General features: G+C 68.4%; 16 protein-coding genes. 6 read left to right on the top strand and 10 right to left on the bottom strand.

The features are described from left to right. The 8 genes from HAV22_RS29995 to HAV22_RS29960 all read right to left on the bottom strand — a co-directional run bounded on the left by HAV22_RS29995 (nucleotide 1) and on the right by HAV22_RS29960 (nucleotide 12,590). Nucleotides 1-2,379 (bottom strand): DNA internalization-related competence protein ComEC/Rec2, encoded by a 2,379-nt coding sequence (locus HAV22_RS29995; protein WP_166865278.1) that lies wholly within the window; start codon nucleotides 2,377-2,379, stop codon nucleotides 1-3. A gap of 67 nt (nucleotides 2,380-2,446) precedes the next feature. Continuing rightward, nucleotides 2,447-3,106, bottom strand: coding sequence for a T6SS immunity protein Tli4 family protein (locus HAV22_RS29990; RefSeq protein ID WP_166865254.1), 660 nt, complete (start codon nucleotides 3,104-3,106; stop codon nucleotides 2,447-2,449). Nucleotides 3,107-3,340: 234 nt separating this feature from the next. Then, nucleotides 3,341-4,942, bottom strand: a complete 1,602-nt coding sequence (locus HAV22_RS29985) for a T6SS immunity protein Tli4 family protein (protein ID WP_166865252.1) — start codon at nucleotides 4,940-4,942, stop codon at nucleotides 3,341-3,343. A gap of 119 nt (nucleotides 4,943-5,061) precedes the next feature. Continuing rightward, the gene (locus HAV22_RS29980; RefSeq protein WP_166865250.1) at nucleotides 5,062-6,729 is read right to left on the bottom strand and encodes an esterase/lipase family protein; all 1,668 of its coding nucleotides are present in this window, start codon (nucleotides 6,727-6,729) and stop codon (nucleotides 5,062-5,064) included. Nucleotides 6,730-6,757: 28 nt separating this feature from the next. Next, complete coding sequence (locus HAV22_RS29975) at nucleotides 6,758-9,559, bottom strand: type VI secretion system Vgr family protein (RefSeq protein WP_166865248.1); 2,802 nt, start codon at nucleotides 9,557-9,559, stop codon at nucleotides 6,758-6,760. 259 nt (nucleotides 9,560-9,818) lie between these two features. Further along, nucleotides 9,819-10,619 (bottom strand): TatD family hydrolase, encoded by an 801-nt coding sequence (locus HAV22_RS29970; RefSeq protein ID WP_166865246.1) that lies wholly within the window; start codon nucleotides 10,617-10,619, stop codon nucleotides 9,819-9,821. Between the two features lie 11 nt (nucleotides 10,620-10,630). Next, entirely contained in the window at nucleotides 10,631-11,332 is a 702-nt protein-coding gene (lolD, locus tag HAV22_RS29965; protein WP_166865244.1) for a lipoprotein-releasing ABC transporter ATP-binding protein LolD, read from the bottom strand. Then, a complete protein-coding gene (locus HAV22_RS29960) occupies nucleotides 11,325-12,590 on the bottom strand; it encodes a lipoprotein-releasing ABC transporter permease subunit (protein ID WP_166865242.1) in 1,266 nt (421 codons plus the stop codon). Before HAV22_RS29960 ends, lolD begins: the two co-directional genes overlap by 8 nt. Nucleotides 12,591-12,755: 165 nt before the next feature. On the opposite strand from HAV22_RS29960, the gene HAV22_RS29955 reads away from it, so the two are divergent. Beyond that, the gene (locus HAV22_RS29955; RefSeq protein WP_166865240.1) at nucleotides 12,756-13,820 is read left to right on the top strand and encodes a hypothetical protein; all 1,065 of its coding nucleotides are present in this window, start codon (nucleotides 12,756-12,758) and stop codon (nucleotides 13,818-13,820) included. Nucleotides 13,821-13,864: 44 nt separating this feature from the next. After that, a complete protein-coding gene (gene recJ / locus HAV22_RS29950) occupies nucleotides 13,865-15,514 on the top strand; it encodes a single-stranded-DNA-specific exonuclease RecJ (RefSeq protein ID WP_166865275.1) in 1,650 nt (549 codons plus the stop codon). A 104-nt stretch (nucleotides 15,515-15,618) separates the two neighbouring features. Here the strand turns inward: recJ and HAV22_RS29945 are convergent, their stop codons facing one another. Further along, nucleotides 15,619-16,059 (bottom strand): YybH family protein, encoded by a 441-nt coding sequence (locus tag HAV22_RS29945; protein ID WP_229421504.1) that lies wholly within the window; start codon nucleotides 16,057-16,059, stop codon nucleotides 15,619-15,621. A gap of 161 nt (nucleotides 16,060-16,220) precedes the next feature. Here HAV22_RS29945 and HAV22_RS29940 point away from each other — a divergent pair, with 161 nt between their 5' ends. The 4 genes from HAV22_RS29940 (at nucleotide 16,221) to HAV22_RS29925 (ending at nucleotide 18,567) form a co-directional block, all read left to right on the top strand. Continuing rightward, on the top strand, nucleotides 16,221-16,658 hold the full coding sequence (locus tag HAV22_RS29940; protein ID WP_166865237.1) for an MbcA/ParS/Xre antitoxin family protein: 438 nt from the start codon (nucleotides 16,221-16,223) through the stop codon (nucleotides 16,656-16,658). Then, entirely contained in the window at nucleotides 16,659-17,345 is a 687-nt protein-coding gene (locus HAV22_RS29935; protein ID WP_166865234.1) for an RES family NAD+ phosphorylase, read from the top strand. Between the two features lie 10 nt (nucleotides 17,346-17,355). Further along, nucleotides 17,356-17,676, top strand: a complete 321-nt coding sequence (locus HAV22_RS29930) for a DUF2288 domain-containing protein (RefSeq protein ID WP_166865232.1) — start codon at nucleotides 17,356-17,358, stop codon at nucleotides 17,674-17,676. A gap of 147 nt (nucleotides 17,677-17,823) precedes the next feature. Then, nucleotides 17,824-18,567, top strand: coding sequence for a GAF domain-containing protein (locus tag HAV22_RS29925; protein WP_166865229.1), 744 nt, complete (start codon nucleotides 17,824-17,826; stop codon nucleotides 18,565-18,567). 6 nt (nucleotides 18,568-18,573) lie between these two features. Here the strand turns inward: HAV22_RS29925 and HAV22_RS29920 are convergent, their stop codons facing one another. After that, entirely contained in the window at nucleotides 18,574-20,586 is a 2,013-nt protein-coding gene (locus tag HAV22_RS29920; protein WP_371869780.1) for a bifunctional 2',3'-cyclic-nucleotide 2'-phosphodiesterase/3'-nucleotidase, read from the bottom strand. Nucleotides 20,587-20,678: the final 92 nt, after the last annotated feature.

Raw genomic sequence — 20,678 nt, 5'->3', positions numbered from 1 at the left:
CTAGCGACCGAACCAGTAGCGCGCGTGCTCCACGCGGTACGTACGGGTATCGACAGAGGCGTCGAACGTCAGCGCGATCGCGCCCGTGTCGTCGGTCCGCAAGCGCTGCACGCCGAGCGCGCCGTAGCGAGCATAGACGGCCGGCTTCGGGTGGCGGTAGCGATTACGGAACCCCACTTGAAAGATCGCCACGTCCGGCCTCACCGCGTCGAGAAAATCCGGCGTCGACGACGTACCGCTGCCGTGGTGCGGCGCCAGCAGCACGTCCGCGCGCAGGCGGTCGCGCGCGCGGGCCAGCAGGGCCGCTTCCTGCGGCGCTTCGATGTCGCCCGCCAGCAGCAACGTGCGGTGGCCATTGCCGATACGGAGCGTACAACTGCGCGCATTCGTCTTCAGCTGCGGCTCGTCGTAGCTGGCTTGTGTCGGGTGCAGCATGTCGAACGTGATGCCGTCCCACTCCCAATGCTGGCCGGCCGCGCAACGCACGTGGTGCCGCGCCGCGCGCACGATCGCGTGGTCAAGCGGCAACGACGACGCCAGCCAGGCCGCATCGACGCCTTCCAGCACGGCCAACGCGCCGCCAGTGTGGTCCGTGTCGCCGTGGCTGACGACGATCCCGTCCAGCGCCGCGATGCCGCGCATGCGCAGGTAGGGCAGGATCACGCGGCTGCCGCCGTCCGCGCCGGGCGCATACGCCGGCCCCGTGTCGTACAGCAGGCGGTGGCTTTCGGTCTCGATGAGCAGCGCCATCCCCTGCCCTACGTCGAAGGCCGTCACGCGGAATGTGCCGGCCAGCGGACGGTCCGGGACCTGCAGCAGCATGGGCAGCAGCGCGACCGCGCCGGCCCAGCGATGGGGCCAGCCGCGCGGCATCAGCATCCACAAGGTGCCTCCGAGCCCGAGCACGAACACCCACGCTTGCGGTGCCGGCGCGCGCCACACGGCGCCTGGCCAGCCCGCCATGTGGCGCAGCAGCCAGGCGAGCATCTCGACCACCCGGTGCGCGAGCAGCAGGAGCCAGTCGCCGGGCGGGCCGGGCGTCATGCTGCCGGCCAGCGCAAGCGGGGTCACGACGAAGCTGACGAGCGGGATCGCCACCGCGTTCGCGAGCGGGCTCACGACGGATACCTGGCCAAACAGCAGCAACGTGAGCGGCACGAGACCCGCCGTGACCGCCCATTGCGTGCGTCCGGCCACCAGCAGCGCCGCGCGCGCACCGGCCGGCGGGGCGCCGATGCGCCCATGGCCCGCGAACACGATGACGGACACGGCACCGAACGACAGCCAGAACCCCGGCCACAAGCCGGCCCACGGATCGAGCAGCACGACGACACCGAGCGCCGCGCACAGCACGTGCGAGACGGCCGTCAGCCTGCCCAACCACAGCGCGAGCGTGACGACGGACAACATGTACAAGGTGCGCTGCGCGGGCACGCCGAAGCCGGCCAGCAGCACGTACAGCAGCGCGACACCAGCAGCGACGAGCGCCGCGACTTTTTGCGCGGGCAGCCGCAACGGGAGCTGGGCACCCGTGAAGAACGAGCGCCGCCACAAGGCCGACGTCGACCACGCGGCAAGGCCAGCGATCATCGTGATGTGCAGACCGGAGATCGAGATGAGGTGGCCGATGCCGGTGCGGTTGAACACCTGCCAGTCGGCCTGGTCGATGCCGCGCTGGTCGCCGATCACGAGCGCCACGATGACGCCCGCGTACGTGCGTCCGGCGAGCGCGTGCTGAATGCGCGTCCGCAGCGCCGCGCGCACGCGTTCGACGACGACACCAGGACTCGCCACGAACGCATCGAGCATCCGGTCACCGTCGCCGGCACGGACGTAGCCCGTGGCACGCACGCCCTGCTCCAGCAGCCACGCCTCGTAATCGAACCCGCCCGGATTCGCATTGCCATGCGGGCGCTGCAACCGCACCGTCAACTGCCAGCGCTGGCCCGGCTGCACGTCACCGAAGACCTGGTGTGCGCCATGCATGCCCGCATACCACGACAGCACGACGTGCGGCGGCACGCGCACGCCGGCATCGAGGCTGCGCTCGACATGGAAGTCGAAGCGGACGCCCTCGTCGAAGCGGTACGGCAGCGTCGCCACGATCCCGACGACGTGCACGTCGCGGCCCTCGTCGCGCGCATCGAGCGATGGGGCCAGCGCGGCCTGCGCAACGAAGGCGGCCCAGGCGCAGCCGGTCAAGAGGCCGGCGGTGACGAGCATGGCGATGCGCGCAGCCATCGGGCGGATCGCGTTGGCGGCCGCTATCAGCAAGAGCGCCGCCGCGATGCAGGCCGCCATCAACCGGTTCTGCGGCAGCGTCGCAGCGGTCTGCAACGCGGTGGCACCGGCGACGAAGCCCAGGATGAAGCTGCGCATGGTGGGCGGTGTCAGGTGGCACGCGACTGCATCGCCGGTCGGCGGCTGCGTCGCGCCCGTTGTCCGGTCATGGCCGAAGCGCGCGCGGGCGACGGACGATCGCCCCCACGGCATGCCTCATTCCGGGGCCCGGCGGTTGCGCCGTAGCGTCTCCAGCCGGCGCCGAATCGGACGTGTGCAGGCGGATGCTGGAGGATATACGGTCCCACAGGGCCAGCACGGCGTCCTGATGCAAGCTGGAGTCGACCGGCTTGCCGCCGGGGCGAGGATTGGCGCCCGTCTCCATCTGCAGCAACGGATGCGGACGCAGTACAGCGTCGGCGCTGCCCTCCGCGTCGCCACGCGCGACACGCTCCAGCAATCCCTCGTCCATTTGGGCGCCGGCAACGCTGCTGAGTGCCAGCCCCATGTCGGGATGGCCTGGCAGGCCGAGATGAAATACGATGTGTTCGTTTGCATGCTCAGGCAGCGGCTCCGCGAATACGCCGCGCCCGATACAGAACCCAGGAAACGGCGGGATATCGTCGTCGCCACGTCGACGCAAGTGCGTCAGTAATGCCTCGGCCACTTTCGCATTGCTGTCACTGGCAAATTCGTCCGGCAGCGTAAAGCCGGCCCCTGGCAAATGTGCATGAACCTCTACCGATACCGATTCCACATTGGTACGGCGTCCTCCAGCAAACCCATAGGTACGATCTCTGCCATGTACGAGAGTGCGCCCGATCATTCCCGCGATACGTAAATCATGGGCTTCTATTAGCCCTCCAGCATGGCCTGCGGTCGCGCCATTTCCTCGTGCAGCGATACCAGACTCCCGTGCCGCGATCCGTTCTCGGAAGGCGGCCCAGGTTCCCGCACAGGCGAGCGCAACAAGCAGTAAAACGAGACCTCGCCATCCACGCTTTCTTATCCAACTCATGGCAATCATCCATTCGAGAAACGGTCTTGGCACGCTACGTTTTCACGCGAGCGTCGACGGACCGGGTGGCGGCGTGGCTGGTGCGCCGTCGGCAGGCAGCGCCACGCTTTCGGCCTCCGCATGGCGCATCAACTGCCAGGTGCTGCGCCGCTGGATGACTTCCGGCCCGGCGGAACGGCCGAACACCCCGACCGGTACCTGGAAGGTTGCAGCCGGGAGAGCACTGCCGCGCGGGAACCAGCGCGTTCCGTCCAGGGCATTCGTCTCGCCACAGCGCCACCAGCCGCTGGCGGGACAAGGCTCGCCGGTCCGGGCGCTCGTACCGAGCACGACGGTTTGCGCAACGTCCAGTTGCGTGTCCACGGCGCCGACCGGTCCCGGCGGCGCCAGCGACACCAGCGCCGGGGTGCGCGGCCGCAGTCGCTTGTCGACGAGCCGCCACGTGGTCGGCTGCGTCGGCTCGATGCTGGGCTGGAGGCCCCGCAGCTTTTGCCACAGCGTCTGCCGGGGCAACAGGAGCGCCTGCGGCATGTGGTCGCCCTTGCGTATCCACTGGACCGTGCCGCCCTGCACGTCGACGCCGGGGCCGCCCTCGCGACATTTCCACCAGCCCGATTGCGGACACGTTTCGCCCGCAGTGGCCAGCGCGCCCAATTTCTGGCCCGGCGGCGGCGCCGGTGAATCGCCGGACGGCGGCGCATCCGATTTGCGCAGCCGGATGCTGGACGAAATACTGTCCCACAGGGCCATCACGGCATCTTCGTGGAGGCTGGAGTCGACCGGCTTGCCGCCGGGGCGCGGGTTGGTGCCCGTTTCCATGTTCAGCAGCAAGCTAGGTTGCAGCAGATCGTCGGGGACGCCAGCGGCTTCCCACATGAAGCCATAGCCGGTGGTGAAGTTCAGTTCGCGCACGCGTTCCAGCACCTCTTCGCCGTCGATGCCATGAATGCTGCGTTTCCCTGTCCTTAGTTTCGTGACGCGCAGCAGTTCGTCGGGACTGGATTCTGCGTCGGTAGCCGCGACCCGTGCCAGCAACCCTTCGTCGGAATCTCCGCCGGCAATACTACTCAAAGCCAAACCCATGTCGGGGTGCCCGGGTAAACCAAGGTGAAAAACAATGTGCTCGTTCGTGTGCTCGGGCAGCGGCTCGACGAACACGCCCCGCCAGACACAGAAGCCCGGCATCGGCGGGACTTCATCCTCGCCGCGCACACGCAACCGTGCCAATAGCACCTCCGCCTCCCGCGCGCTCGCTTCCTCGGTGCCCTTCGCGGCAAGGGTGAACGTCACCCCACCGATGTGCGCATGGGCTTCGACCGACACCGATTCCATATCGATGCGCCGGTCACCCGCCATCAGGTACCCGCGGCTGCGCCCATAGATGAACGAACGGCCCACCGCGCCAGGAACGTTCAGGTCGTGCGCCGCTACGAGACCACCGTCGCCGTCACCCTTGCCGTCCGCGCCACGTGCACCGATCTCGGCCTCGCGCGCTGCCATCCGTGCGTGGAACGCGGACTCACTCTCCTCGACGGTATCGATCGTGAAACCTGCGATCATTTCGCCAGACAGGCTCACCTCTGCATGCTCCGGCACATCGACCAGGTAGCGTCCGACACAAATCGTTCTCATCTTTTCCGTCATTTTTGCCACCTCGGTTCTGTCCCGTATGCTGCGGACCTGGCCGGCGGCCCAGGTTGCCGCACAGGCGAGCGCTGCGAGAAGTACGACGAGCCCTCGCCATCCGCGCTTCCTCGTTCGCGTCATGGCAGCTTCTGTACCAGTTTTGCGATCAGGTGATGGGTCAACAACAGGACCGCGTCTGAATTGAATGCGCCTTGATGATCGAACCCGCGTATATCGAACAACTGGCCGACTTTCCCAAGCGGCCCTGCGCCTGACTGGTATGGGACCGTGCCATCGCCGGCCACGTCCTGGCGCGCCGGGACGAATTGCAGCTCCGCGCGGCCCTCGACACGCACACGTCTGCCACCCATCGGGCCATACCCGCTTCCGGCCGCGCCGCGTATGTTGGATTCCGTGAATACGGTACCATTGCCCGGATCGCGGGCGACCCAGCGCACCGCGCCGAATGACATGTGAGCAGGATCGGCGCCGTAGAACGCGTAGGTGTTCGGATGGTAGTACGTGCCCAAAACCTCGCGATGAAAACGCTCCGCGCTGCCGACCGCCTGCCGGAACGCATCCATGAGCGCGCGTTCGCCCTTGTATTTCCCGGCCGGATCGGCGAGTCTCGGGTCGATGAGGCGGTACCAGGATTGCACGTCGCGGTACAGGTCATAGGGGTTCCCGGCGGGCAGGTGGACGACGTCCCGCGGTTCTTCCTTATTGTTGACCCGGCTGACCACGCAGACATGTAACCACGGCTGCGGGTAGAGGTGGTTCGGTAATAACTGCAGCGCACCGGGCGACGTCGCCATGACAGCCATCGTATCCCTGGGCTGCTCACCGAGGATCTCGGCCATGTGCTCGGCCTTGATGTTGTCGACCTCACCGTTACTCGGGCTCCATTTCTCGGTACCGCAGGCGATCCGGCGATAGCAAACAGGCGCCCCGAGCGCCGGCATCGCGCCGTGGATGACGCCCAGGATGCGCTCCGGAATCTCCTTGGCACAGGCGCGTGCAACGAGACCGCCCATGGAGTGGGTGACTAGGATCACTTGCCGGCATTCACGCTTGCGCTCCGTCCAGAAGGTGATGATGCGCTCGATGCGGTGACGCAGGGACTTTGCGGAGTCCTCACAAGACTCCAGCCAGTTGTAGCCGGAGGCATACACTGGGTAGTAATATCGCGCATGATTTTCCAGCTCGGCCTCGGTCAGCTTGTCGAGATTGCGAAAACCCCATCGGCCGGGATCGCACGCCATCACATCCTGCCAATGGCGGCAGATCACACGGACGTTATCCATGGCATCCATCTCGAACGTATGATTGAGTCCTATATGCAGCCCATGCAGCAGCCTGCCGTAGGAATCCCAATGGACTTCGCCCCACCAGCGCTGGCGCACCTCGGCCTCGGTCGTGCCGTAATTGCGGGCGTCCGGCGGCAGATGGATGTCCCCGCGGCTATCCACCTCCAGGGTCCGGGCGTCGAGGATCAACTGGCGTCTCTTCGGATCGAGCTTATTCCATTTCCGCGCCGTCTTCAGCCCCTCGAGCGTCCCATTCGGCGCCCGCCACGCCGGCGCCCCCGGGTCCAGCACCTCGTTCGCCTTCCTCGCCGGACTCGTCGCCGCCCGCAGATTGCTCCCCATGATCCCCGGCACGACGATCACGGGAACGACCTTCGACGACGGCAAGGTGAACAGCCCGCGTGTCGTGAACGAGGTCGGCGTCAGGACGGTCCGGCCGGTCCAGCTGCCGTCGGGCTGCGGGACGAGGTGGGGCAAGGGGCGGGTCGGGTCTGCCATGCGTGCTCCGTGGTGGGGTGGGCCCGGGTCAGCGGGCGGTGCCGTCGTCGGGGAGGAAGGCCAGGTGGACGTCGCCGATCATTTCGCCGATCAGCAGCGACGTGCGGCCCTGCTCGTCGGTGCGGCCGGTGACGGTACGGCCGTCTTCGAACGTCGCCTTGTAATGCTGGTTCGGCACCGGCTTGCCCGTCTGCTCGTGGCGCAGCACGACGTATTCGTCGGTGCGCAGGTGCGACGTCGGCATGCGGACACCGGTCGGGGCCGCGCCGGCCGGGCCCAGCTGGTCGAAGCCCGCGGCCTTGAACACCTGGCGCCCGGTCGTCTGCTGGGTCACGGTGCCGGAGGCCCAGTCGGTCTGCGCGCCCGGTGCGATGATCTTGACGTCCGGCGCTTCCAGCTCGATGCGTTCGGCCGCCACGAGGCTGATGCGGCCTGCCGACTTGATCTGGATGTTGCCGACATGGGTGTGGATGACGATGTCGCCGCGCCCGGCGACGAGCCGCACGCCCAGCTCGTGCGCGAACAGGCTCAGGCGGCGGGCCGCGCGCACGAACACGTTCCTGCCCGCCGCGACTTCGGCGTCGCCGGCGCTGACGACGTCCACCTTGCCGCTTGCGCCCAGTGCCAGGCTGTCGTTGCTGGCGACGATGATCCCGTTCGGCGCCGTCGCCGCGACGATGGCTTCGCCGCCGCCGGCCGCGCCGCCGGCCACGTTGCTGCCCGCGTGCCAGCGCTTGAGCTTGTCGACGAGCGCGGCGAGCCGCTTGCCCGTCGGTTCGTCGTCCGTGTGGACGGCCGCCAGCTTCCCGACCTCGTCGAGGATGCCCTGCATGACGTCGGCCAGGCCGGCCAGGCGGGCGCGCTCGAGCTGTGCGCCTTCCGCCTGCGGACTCGCCTCCGCGCTGATCAGCACGCCCTGCGCGCCACGCACGGCGACGGCGAGGTCGCTGCGCAGCTCGGCGCCCTCGCCGCGCGGCGTGCCGCTGCCGTCCGCGCGCGGGCGCGTCAGCCAGCCGAGGTTCAGTTCCGACGCGCCGTGGTCGCTGGCCAGCTGGGCGCTGATTTCGCCGCGCGTGTCGTCGAAGCGCAGCTGGTTGCCGCGCACGCCTTGCACCTCGTGCGTGCGCGTGCCCGACACGTAGCGGTTGCCCGGCAGCGCGCCCGTCCGGCTGAACGCGGGGGGCGCCGTGTGCTGGTTGTACAGCTGGGCGAGGATGATCGGGCGGTCCGGGTCGCCGCCGAGGAACGCCACCAGCACCTCGCTGCCCACGCGCGGCAGCGCCAGCGCACCGGCCTGCAGCTCGCTGCCATGGCCGTTGCCGGCCCAGTTCGACGCGACGCGCACCCAGGCCGAGTCGGCCGGCGAATCGGACGCGCCGGCGCCGTGCGCATGGCGATGGTCGGCGGCGCGCATGCCGGGGAAGCGGATCTTCACGCGCCCCAGCGCATCGCAATGGACGTCCTCGCCGGCCGGCCCGACGACGATCGCACTCTGCAGTTCGGGATGCGGCAGGTCCGTGCGCGGGTCGTAGGCAGGCACGATCGGCACGCCGCGCCGTACGGCGGAGAACCTGACCCGTACCCGTGCCTGGCCATCGTCCGCGCGGGGCGGCAGCCACGCGGCCTGGGCCGCATCGGTGCCAGGCCACGCCGCCTGGCGGTCGACGTCGCGCGGCAGGTTGTTGTCGGCCACGACGGACAGCGCCGTGATCACGAAGTCGCGCGCCGCCGGCGGGTGGGTGTCGATCTCGGGATGGCCGTCAAGCGTGAAGTACTGGCCGGCGCAGAAGTCGCGCACGGTGCCCTCGCCTTCGAAGCACTTCGATTCGAATTCGTGCCGGCTCATGCGCACCTGGCCCAGGCGCCAATGGTCGAGGGCGTCGTTGCCGGCATGCGGCATCTCGATCAGGTAGTCGTCCAGCGACGCCGCGAGCGCGTTGCCGCTGGGGCCCTGGTCGGCGTTGCTGCGCGCGCGCGCCGTCATCGCGTCGGGATTGCCCGCGTTCTTGTAGTCCCAGCTGTGGCGCGTGGCGACGCCGGGCTGCAGCCGGCGCGCGGCGCACCAGCTTTGCACGGTGTCGCGGCCGTCGGCCACGCTGTCGCGGTGGTAGCGCACGGTGCCCGCCGCGTTCTGCGGCAGGCCGTGCGGATCGTTGAACAGCACGAGCGTGTGCGCGGGCGTGCGGTCGTGCGCGGGATCGACGGGGCTGCCGCGCCGGCGGCCGGGACGGAACACCCACGCGATGCCGCGCCGCTTGAGCAGGCGGCGCACGAACGCGGCGTCGGATTCGTTGTACTGCATCGTCTGTTCGCGCGGCGGGAATTGGCGCAGGTCGAACAGCGGGTCGAGTTCGAGCTCGAACGCATTGGCCAGCACCGTGTTCGACTGGCGCCATTCATCGCACAGCAGCTGCACGATCTCCAGCTCGTTCTGGTAGCGGAACACGCGGCTGTTGGTACGCTTTTCCATCACGGCGAACACGTCGCACAGGACCAGCTCGTAGCCGGCCAGGCCGCCGTCGGCATCGCCCGCGCGCGCTTCGGTGACGATGCCGCAGACGCTGCGCAGCGTGCCGCGGTCGGTCACGAACTGCAGTTCGGCCGGCAGCGCGATCAACTCTTTCAGCGGAATGGTCGGGCTCGCGGCCACGCAGGCGATGCGGTAGTCGATGCCGCCACAGATGGCTTCGCTGCCCACGACCCGTTGGGGCAGCAGCACGTCATCGGCGAGCTGGCCGCCGTGGGCCAGGCGCAGCCGCAACGGCCGCTGCGCGGTGCTCATGGCCTTCTCGTGCTGCAGGACCCGCAGATAGTCGCTCGCGCTTTCCACTGTCTCTCCCGTGACCACGCCGCGGATGCGGCACCAGGGGATTCTTCCATGCTTCAAACGGCGCGAGATTGCCGTGGGTCAGAGTGCGCTGGAGCGAACTTCGGCGCGTGCGGATGGTCCCATGCGGCGCGCCGCCGGGGGCCGCATGGCGCGCCGGCGCGACACGATGGAACCGGCGGACCGCGTGCGCGGTCGCGCCGTCATGAGGGCCGGGTACGACCCATGTGCATCATGCGCGCCGCATCGGCGCATCGGTGGTTCAGGCGAGCAGCGGCGCCAGCCGCGGAATCGCAGCCAGCGCGTTCGCGTGCGTGGCGGCGCGCACGGCATCGGGCGCGAGCGTGCGCAGTCCTGCCAGCGCGGCGCCGATGGCGGGCAATTGCTCGGGGCTGTTGCGGCCCGGGTGGACCCACGCGGGCGCGATGTCCGGCGCGTCCGTCTCGAGGACGATGGCGTCGAGCGGCAGGTCCGCCGCGAGCCTGCGGATCTGCAGGGCGCGCGTAAAGGTCATGGCACCGCCGAAGCCCAGGTGGAAGCCTGCGTCGATGAATGCCCCGGCCTGCTGGTGGCTGCCGTTGAACGCATGCGCGATGCCGCCCGCGGGCGGGATCTGGCGCACGTGTTTCAGCACCTGGTCCTGCGAGCGGCGCACGTGCGCGAGGACGGGCAGGCCGAAGTCGCGCGCAATGCGCAGCTGCTCGCGCAGGAAGCGCTCCTGCTTCTCGCGCATGGCCGGCTCGCACAGCATGGGGATGAAGAAGTCGAGGCCGATCTCGCCGATCGCGACGAAGCGCGGGTCGGCCAAAGATGCCTCGACCTGGCGCCGCAGCTCGGCGAGGTCGTCGTCGGTGGCCTGCGGCACGTAGATCGGGTGGATGCCCAGCGCGTAGCTGGCGTTCGGCACGCCCGCCGCGAGCCGGCGCACGACGTCGAAATTGGCGCGCGCGACGGCCGGGATCACGATCATCCCGACCCCTGCCTCCTCCGCGCGCCGCGCGACGGCGAGGGACTCGGTGCCGAATTCGTGGGCGTCGAGGTGGCAGTGGGTGTCGATCCACATGGCGGCGCGGCTTACACCTCGGCCGGCTGCAGGCCGTGCTCCGTCATGCGCAGCACGCGGTCGCAGCGGCCCGCCAGTTCCGGGTCGTGCGTGACGATCACGAACGCGGTGCCCAGGGTCGTCGACAACTCCAGCATCAGGTCGAAGATGCCTTGCGCCGTCGTGTGATCGAGGTTCCCCGTGGGTTCGTCCGCCAGCACGCACGCGGGTTCCGTGACGAGCGCGCGCGCGAGTGCGACGCGCTGGCGCTCGCCGCCCGACAACTCGCCAGGCCGGTGGATGGCGCGCTTCGTCAGGCCCACGCGCGCGAGCATGGCGCGGGCGCGTTCGATGGCCTCGCCGCGCGGCGTGCGCCGGATCAGCAGCGGCATCGCGACGTTGTCCAGCGCCGTGAATTCCGGCAGCAGGTGATGGAACTGGTAGACGAAGCCGAGCGAGCGGTTGCGCAGCTCGCCGCGACGCGTCTCGGACAGCGTGGCGAAGTCTTCGCCGTGCAGGGTGACGATGCCTGTGCTGGGCGTATCCAGGCCGCCGAGGACGTGCAGCAGGGTCGACTTGCCGGAGCCCGACGCGCCCACGATGGCCACGCGCTCGCCGCGGCCGATGGTGAAGTCGATATTGTCCAGCACCTGCACGGCGTAATCGCCCTGGCGGAAGGTCTTGCCGACGCCGCGGCAGGCGAGGATGGCCGTATTCAGATTCATATTACTCATAACGCAGGGCCTCCGCCGGCTTCACGCGCGAGGCCGACCAGCTCGGGTAGATGGTCGCGACGAACGCCAGCAGCACGGAAACGCCGCCGATCTTGAAGACGTCCGGCCAGCGCAGGTCGGACGGGATTTCGCTGATGAGGTAGATGTCCTTCGACAGGAACTGCACGCCCAGCAGGTGTTCGATGAACGGGACGATGTGGTCGATGTTCAGCGCCACCAGCACGCCCAGCAGCACGCCCGCCACCGTGCCCATGATGCCGACGAGGGCCCCCTGGATCATGAAGATCTTCGTGATCGACCGCGGCGAGGCGCCCAAGGTGCGCAGGATGGCGATGTCGGGCTGCTTCTCCGTCACCGTCATGACGAGTGTCGAGACGAGGTTGAACGCGGCCACGGCGATGATCAGGGTGAGGATGATGAACATCATGCGCTTTTCCGTCTGCACGGCCGCGAACCAGTTGGCGTTCAGCTGCGACCAGTCGCGCATGATCAGGTCGCCGGACATGCTGCGCTTGAGTTCCTGCGCGACGAACGGTGCCTGATTCATGTCGGCGATGCGCAGGCGCAGGCCGTTCGGCGCGTCCAGCCGGACCATGCGCTGCGCATCCTCGATGTTGATGAAGGCAAGCCCCGAATCGAATTCGTAATGGCCGGCCTCGAAGATGCCGCTCACGGTGAACACGCGCGAACGCGGCACCATGCCGGCCGGCGTCGTCTGGCCTTGCGCCAGCAGCATGTTGACCTTGTCGCCGATGCCGACGCCGAGCGAGCGGGCCAGCGCATAGCCGAGCACGATGTTGTAGTCGCCCGGGCGCAGGCTGTCGAGGCTGCCCTGGCGGATCTGCTTCGCGACGTCCGACACCTTGTGCTCTTCCGACGGCAGGATGCCGCGGATGACGGCCGGCTTCATCGTGTCCTCGCGCACGAGCAGGCCCTGCGTCTCGACGAACGGCGCGGCGCCGCGCACGGCCGGGTTGCGGAACGCTTCCTTCTCGGCGGCGCGCCAGTTCGGCATCGAGCCGCTGGCGTCGAAGACTTCGATGTGCGCCAGCACGGACAGCATGCGGTCGGTGACTTCCTTCTGGAACCCGTTCATCACCGACAGCACCACGATCAGCGCGCCGACGCCGAGCGCGATGCCGGACACGGAGATCAGCGAAATGAAGGAAATGAAGCTGTTGCGGCTGCTGCGCTTGCCGGCGCGCGTGTAGCGCAGGCCGACCAGCCATTCGTACGGCAGTTTGTGGATGATGCTCATGGGCTCCGGGCTAAATGCAGTGGTCCCGCAGTTTGCCACACAACGCTCATCCTTGTGGGGCGTTGTCACAATTGGAAGTAATTTTTCCGGCATACACACATTGGGGCACGGACGGCGCCCCCGGCGCGGGTGTCTGAGCGGGCCGATTTCGCCTACAATGACGGGATGGCCCACATTACGCTCGTCCTGCCGTTCGCCCTTCCCGCTCCAGAATTCGCGCCCGACCTGACCCGCGCCCTGCAGGCGCCGGCGCTGGCCGCGCTGTTGTCGAAAACGTCAGGCCGGCAGTACCGCCCGCTGGACGCGGAAGCGCGCGTGCTGCCGCACGAGTTGTGGATCGCCCGGGCGCTGGGCCTCGCGCGCGGGCTCGTGCCGGGCGTGGCGACCAGCGCCATGCGCGGCGTCGGCCTCGATCCGGGCGACGGCATGTGGTTCGTCGTGAACCCGACGCACATCCAGATCGCGCGCACGCACCTGCAGATGGGCGACACCCGTGGGCTCGACCTGCGCGAGACGGAGGCGCGCGCCCTGTTCGACAGCGCTCGTCCCTGCTTCGAGGAAGGCGGCTACGCGCTCGCGTGGGGCACGCGCGACACGTGGTTCATGCGCGCCGACGGCTGGACGGAGATCGTGACGGCCAGCCCGGACGCGGCCGTGAACATGAACCTGACGGACTGGATGCCGTCCGGCCCGCAGGCGCGCGCGTTCCGCAAGCTGCAGAACGACGTGCAGGTGACGTGGTTCACGGACCCGGCCAACGCGGCGCGCGAGGCGCGCGGCCAGTTGCCGATCAATTCCTTCTGGCCGTGGGGGAATGCCAGCATCGCCACGGAACACGCGCAGCAACTGGTCGCGAAGGCGGCCGGCAAGGCTGTCGCGCGCCCGCGCGTGGCCGCATTCGAGGCGCCCGGCTGGCTGGCGGCGCTGGCGGAGCGGCGCCTGGACAGCCTCGCCGGTCTGGACACGCTGCTGGACGACGACGCCGACTGGCTGCTCGCCTGCGGCAACGTCGCCGCCCCCGGCATCGCGGCCGACTGGAGCGGCTGGCTGCAGCAGATGCAACGCCTGGAGGCCGAGCTGTTCGCCCCGCTGCTGGCACTGCTGGCCAAAGGCCGCATCAAGACGGTGCGCCTCGTGCTGAGCCACCGCGACGGCCTCCTCGAGACCACCACGACACCGCTGGCGCAACGTAAATTCTGGCGCCGCCCGACACTGGAACCACTGCTGTGAAGACCCGCATCACCATCCGCCCCTGCCCCGCAAGACTATCCGAAATGCTGCGCCAGGGCGGGATCCACCCCGTACTCGCCCGTGTCTACGCCGCGCGCGGCCTGACCGACCCGCGCGAGCTGGCGGTCGAGCTGCAGGCGCTCGTGCCGCCCGGCGCCCTGCGCCAGATCGACGCGGCCGCGACCTACCTCGCCGACGCCATCGCAGCCCGCAAGAAGATGACCATCGTCGCCGACTATGACTGCGACGGCGCCACCGCCTGCGCGACCGCGCTGCGCGGTCTGTGGGCGATGGGCGCGCACGTCGACTACATCGTGCCGAACCGCTTCGAGTACGGCTACGGCCTGACGCCGGAAATCGTCGAGCTGACGGCGCGCGAGAAGGCGCCCGACATCATCATCACCGTCGACAACGGCATCGCCAGCATCGACGGCGTGGCGGCGGCGAAGGCGCGCGGCATCGACGTCGTCGTCACGGACCACCACCTGCCGGGCGACGCCCTGCCGGATGCGCGCGTGATCGTGAACCCGAACCAGCCCGAATGCGGCTTCCCCAGCAAGCACCTGGCCGGCGTCGGCGTCGTGTTCTACGTGCTGCTGGCGCTGCGCGCGGAACTGCGCCGCCGTGGCGTGTTCGACGCACAGACGCAGCCCAAGCTCGACAACCTGCTCGACCTTGTCGCGCTGGGCACGGTCGCCGACGTGGTCAAGCTCGACACGAACAACCGCATCCTCGTCGCGCAAGGCCTGAAGCGGATGCGCGCGGGCCGCATGCACGCCGGCGTCGCCGCGCTGTTCCGCGTGGCGGGCCGCGAGGCGCGCTGCGCGTCGCCGTTCGACCTCGGCTTCGCCCTCGGCCCCAGGCTGAACGCGGCGGGCCGCCTGGAAGACATGTCGCTCGGGATCGAGTGCCTGATCACGGACGACGAAGGCCGCGCGTGGGCCATCGCGCAGCAGCTCAACGACATCAACCTGAAGCGGCGCGAGATCGAGGCCGACATGCAGGACACGGCCCTGCTGCACCTGGACGACTTCAAGCCGGCCGACGCGAGCACGATCGCCGTGTTCGACGACGGCTGGCACCAGGGCGTCATCGGCATCGTGGCGTCGCGCCTGAAGGAAAAATTCTACCGCCCGACGATCACGTTCGCGCCCGCGGGCGACGGCTGGATCAAGGGCTCCGGGCGCTCGATCCCGGGCTTCCACCTGCGCGATGCGCTCGACCTCGTGTCGAAGAAGGTGCCGGGCCTGATCGACAAGTTCGGTGGCCACGCGATGGCGGCCGGCCTGACGCTCCGCGGCGACCATTTCGCGACGTTCGCCGAGGCGTTCGAGGCCGTCGGCCGCAGCTGGCTGACCGAAGCGCAGCTGGAACGTGTCGTCGAGACGGACGGGCCGCTGGAAGACGATTTCTACAGCACGCAATTCATCGAGCTGCTGGACGGCCAGGTGTGGGGCCAGGGCTTCGCGCCGCCCGTGTTCTGCGACGAGTTCCGCGTCGTCAGCCAGCGCATCCTGAAGGACCGGCACCTGAAGCTCCTGTTGGAGCGCAACGGGCGCCGCTACGACGCCATCTGGTTCGGGCACACGGATGCGCTGGGCGACCGGGCGCGCGTCGCGTTCCGGCTCGATGCCAATGAATACAACGGCGTCACGAAGGTTCAGTTGCTCGTCGAGCACGCCGAGCCGGCGTAACCGGCACGTTATGGTGGGCACGGGGTGCCCACCCTACGGCTACGCAACGCCAACCCGGCAAAGGGCTACCGGCGGTAGGGTGGGCGGCCCCCGCCCACCATGCGTCACCGCGAATCAGGCTTGCAATCACACGGCGGCGCCTCGCCGCGATCGAACACGATCTTCCAGCGCCCCGGCGCCTCCAGCCGCCAGATCGAGTTGTAACGGCCGACCACCTTCCCGCTCGCGTCGTAGACGGGTCCGCCGCTATAGGCCAGCGTACCGGAATCGACCACCTCGACTTGCTCGGGCTCCCACGAGAACGGCGCATGGTCGGCCTCGTAGTACTTGCGCCACGCGTTGGCGACGCTCTCGCGCCCGCGCAGCGGTGTCGCTCCGGACAGGAAGATGGCCTCGTCGGCCAGGAAGGACGTGAACGCGGCGTGGTCGCGCGCCTTCATCGTGGCGGCGAATGCCCGTTCCGTGGCGGCGACCTGCTTCTTCAACTCGTCGTTCGACGGCCGCGCGGCGCTCGCCATCGCCAGCATCAGCATGCTGATGCACATGACCCCAATCGACAGCAGACGCATGGCGCCCCCTTTCTCGTCGTTTGCAAGGATGATGGTTTGACAAGCGTTGAATTCTGGCACGGCAATACCGTTTATACAAGACACTTGCAATACATCCGGAAGCGGAGTATATATAATCCGAAATCGGAGAACACGTCATGAACTTCGCCTATGCCTACCCCAAGAGCCGCTTCGAGCCGGCGACCCTCATCGACTTGTCCGCCCGCGCCGAGCGCGAACGGCTGTCGGAATCCGCCTTGAAGGGGTTTTTCCGCCTCGCGGGCGCTTGGCAGGTGCGCGACGAGGATGCGCGCGAGCTGCTGGGCGGCCTGTCGTCCTCCTCGTTCTACGAATGGAAGAAAAATCCGGCTCGGGTGCTGGAAGTCGACCGCATCACCCGCATCTCCTATCTGCTCGGCATCTACAAGGCGCTGCACATCCTCTACGGCGACAAGCTCGCCGACGAATGGGTCCACCTACCGAACACGAATCCGATCTTCAACGGCCGCACGCCCATCGCGTACATGCTGGGCGGCGGCCTGCTGGCGATGCAGACCGTGCGCCGCCTGCTCGATGCCCGCCGTGGAGGGCTGTGAGTGAAACTCATCCCCCGCCTGACGGCGCTGCGGCAATTCGACACGTGCCGCCTGATCCCGTCGCGCTTCGCCGACCTCGAAGATTCCGTGCTGGCGCCGCTCGCCGACGGCGACACCATGCTGCGCGACCTGTTCGACCTCGACAACGCCACCAATGACCGCCTGCGCGGGGAATCCGGCCTGCTGCCGGGCATCGGCGTGGACGAGCTCGTGTTTGGCGTGCCGAACTTCCGCATCATCAATGCGGCCTACACCTATGCGCGCCCGGAAGGCAGCCGCTTCAACGACGGCGATCGCGGCGCATGGTATTGCGCGTTCGATGCCGACACGGCGCTGGCCGAGGTGGCATTCCACAAGGCCGTCGAATATCATGAAATCGACCGCTTCGACGACAGCATCACGTACCAGGCGCTGCTGGCCGACTTCAGCGCCACCTTCCACGACCTGCGCGGCGCCGACGCCTGGCAGGCCTGCCTCGACCCGGGCAGCTACGTCGCGTCGCAGGCGCTCGCGGCGGAGTTGCTGGACGCCGGCTCGATGGGCGTCATCTACCCCAGCGTGCGCCGGCCCGACGGCACGAATCTCGCGTGCTTCCGGCCCGCACTCGTGGGCAATGTCCGCAAGGGCCATGCATATCGGTTAACATGGGCGGGTTCGCCGCTTCCCGCGGTCGAATCCCTCGATTGATGTAAAGAACATGAAAACCGATCCGCTGAAAGACAAAGAGCTGCACGACAAGATCAATAGCGAGACCGCCCGCGTGCACTGGTCCGAACTCGAGCGCCATTTCGCCCATGGCGCCGTCGTCTATGTGAGCGAAGCACTGGACCTCGTCGAAGTCGCCCTGCGCGTGGCCCACGACGACAAGGACACCATCACGCGCTGGATGAACGAAGGCAAGATTGCAAAAGTGTCGGACGCGCAGGCGCAGACGTGGCAGGCCGCCGACACATTGCTGTGGGCGTCCGTCGTCAGCCCATTCGTGCTCGTGCAGCCGGAAAAGCGCGCCGTCCACTGAGCGGCGGTCCCGCCTCGTTCATCCGGACGTACGTGAAATGTAAAATCGTGTAAGAATGTTGTTTGGGGATTACGTTCTCCGGGACAACTAGATTTTAGGAAATGTGTACCGTCCGAATCCGCTATACTGACGGTAATGAGGATGTATATGCAAAGTAACGTACAGGAAGACGATCCGATTCTGACGACGAGCGAAGTCGCGCGGCTGCTCGGCGTGGCGACGAGCACCGTCCAGATCTGGATGGAAAGCGGTGCGATCGAGTCGTGGAAGACCCCGGGCGGCCACCGCCGCACGCGCATGAGCCTCGTACAGAGCCTGATGCATGGCGACGACGGCGCGCGCTCGACCCCGAATCCCGGCACGGACAAGGAATACCAGCCGGCGCTGCAGCCGGGCTATCCGCTCGGCGCCAACGAGCGTTCGCGCCTGGCCGCACTCGCGTCGACGGGTCTCGTCGACAGCGACCCCGAACCGCGCTTCGACCGCCTCGTGCGCCTCGCCTCGATCGTGACGGGCTCGCCGATCGCCCTGATCTCCCTGCTGACGTCGACCCGCCAATGGTTCAAGGCGCGCGTCGGACTGGCCGCGCAGGAGACGACCCGCGACTGGGCGTTCTGCTCGCACGCAATCCTCAAGAACGAGCTGTTCGTCGTCGAAGATGCCCTGGCGGACGACCGCTTCCGCAACAATCCGCTCGTCCTGCAGGAGCCCCGCATCCGTTTCTATGCCGGCGTGCCCCTGCGCGACAAGTCCGGCCAGCCGCTCGGCACCTTGTGCGTGATCGACCGCGAACCGCGCCGCCTGCGCGCGGCCGAAGTGCAAAGCCTCGTCGACCTGGCGGAGATCGCAGCCGGCGAAATCCAGGCCACGGGCCGCAACCAGCGCGGCTGACCTGCCCTAGTCGCCCGACAGGTCGACGGCGTACAACGCCAATCCGTTTCCCAGGCCGTCGTCCGCGCGCACCTGCGTGACGTTGACGAGACCCGCCTCGCGCGCGAGCGCCTGCAGGCCCGGCGGCGCGTGGAACACGACCGGACCCGTCGTATGCACGGGTGCGAAACGCCAGCTGCGTGCGGCACCATTGCCTGCCCGGGTCAGCCGCGGGTGCGCGCGGATCCAGGCGACCAGCACGTCGCGGTTCGTGTCCGGCGCGGCGATCACCGTGCGGCTGCCGTCCAGGCCGGGGAAGTTACCGCCACCGCTCGCCCGATAATTGTTCGTCGCGACGAGGAATTCCTGGTCCGCGGCGACAGGCTTGCCCTGCCACGTCAGATGGCGGATGCGCTTGCCCGGCGACTGCGTCACGTCGATCTCGTAGCGCAGGTCCGGGTCCGTCACGGTGTCGAAGTTATAGCTGGGGAAGCCCGTGTTGACGAGTTCCTGCGGCGCGGCCTGCGCCGGTTCGATCGTGTTGAAGCGGCCCGCCGCCTTTTCCAGCCAGGCCGCCAACCCAGCGCCGTCGACCTTCACGGCGTACAGCGCGTTCGGGTACAGGTACAGGTCGGCCGCGTTGTTCAGCGCCAGGCTGCCCGGCGGCACGTCCGTGTAGTCGGCCGGGCCCGCGGCGCCCGCCTTGAATGCCGCCGACACGGACAGCACGGGCACGTCGGCATACCGCGGCAGGTTCGCCTTCACGTACTGACGGACGTAATCGGCCTGCGCCTCGTTGACGACCTGGATCGCCGACGGGTCGCCCACGTCGGCGAAATACGTCGCCATGCGGAAGGCCGTGCTGCCGACCGGTGTCTGCACGTAACGGATCGTCGCCTCGTGCTCATGGCGCACGAGGTCGGGCACGGCCGCATCGGGCGCGACATACGATTTGCCGGGCTGCTGCGTGGCGCGCGTCTCGACGACGGTGCGGTCGCGCTCGATGCGCCACCCCTTGCCGTCGTGGCGCAGCTCGAAGCGGATCACCCCCAAGTTCTTGCCCCACAAGTTCGCCATGACGGTCGGCACGCCGAACACGGTGCCGCGGACTTTATCGACGTGCGGGAGGTCGAATTGCGCGACCGTACTGGCGGGGTTCGGGAACAACTGGTGCGCATGGCCCAGCAGCAGCGCATCGATGCCGGGCACCTGCGCCAGCCAGTAGTTCCCGTTTTCCATCGTCGGCGCATACGGGCTCGCGTCGAGGCCCCCGTGCGACAGCGCGACGACGACGTCCGCCCCTTTCCGGCGCATCTCCGGGACGTAGCGCCGGGCCGTCTCGACGAGGCCCGCCGTGTAGACGCGGCCTTCCAGCGCCCGCTTGTCCCACGCCATGATCGTCGGCGTCGTAAAACCGATGATGCCGATTTTCACGGTCGCCACCACGGGCCGGCCGGCCGCGTCCTCCGCGCGCACGCGCTTCTCGATGATGCGGTACGGCGCGAACAGCGGGGCGTGCGTCCTGACGCTGTAGACGTTGGCCAGCACGAGCGGGAAGCCGGGGCCCGCGCACGCCTTCGCCGGGCGCAGGCTGCCGGGCACGTCGAAGCGGCTGCCCGTCACCTGCGCGAGGTAGGCGAGGCCGTAGTTGAAATCGTGGTTGCCGACGGTGCCGCCGTCGTAGCCCAGCCGTTTCATGGCCTTGTAGATGCCCGGCAGTTCGCCGCATTTCAGGGGCGCGACGACGGCCTGGTAGTCGCCCAGCGCATTGCCCTGGATCGTGTCGCCATCGTCGAGCAGCACGGTGTTCGGGAACTCGCGGCGCGCCTCTTCGATCAAGGTCGCCGTCCGGTCGAAGCCCAGCGACGGGTCGGCCGCCAGCTTGTAGTAATCGTAGCCGACAGCGTTCGCATGGAGGTCCGTCGTCTCCAGGATGGCGAGCGTCGCGTGCGTGCCCGCGGGCACGGGCGCGGCGCACGCGATGGACACGGCCGCGGCGAGCGGGGCCGCGCGGAACAGCTGGGAAAGGCGGGGCATCATGGGCTGGACGGATCGTGGACGGGCAGTCAATGGCGACGAAGCGCGGCCCATCATAAGCCACTGCGGCGGCGCACGGCAAGGCGCTCGCGAAC

The sequence above is a fragment of the Telluria antibiotica genome (genome assembly GCF_011682055.1).
GTDB lineage: Bacteria > Pseudomonadota > Gammaproteobacteria > Burkholderiales > Burkholderiaceae_D > Telluria > Telluria antibiotica.
Note: the sequence above shows the minus strand (reverse complement) of the source record. Positions and strands in the feature narration are given on the sequence as shown.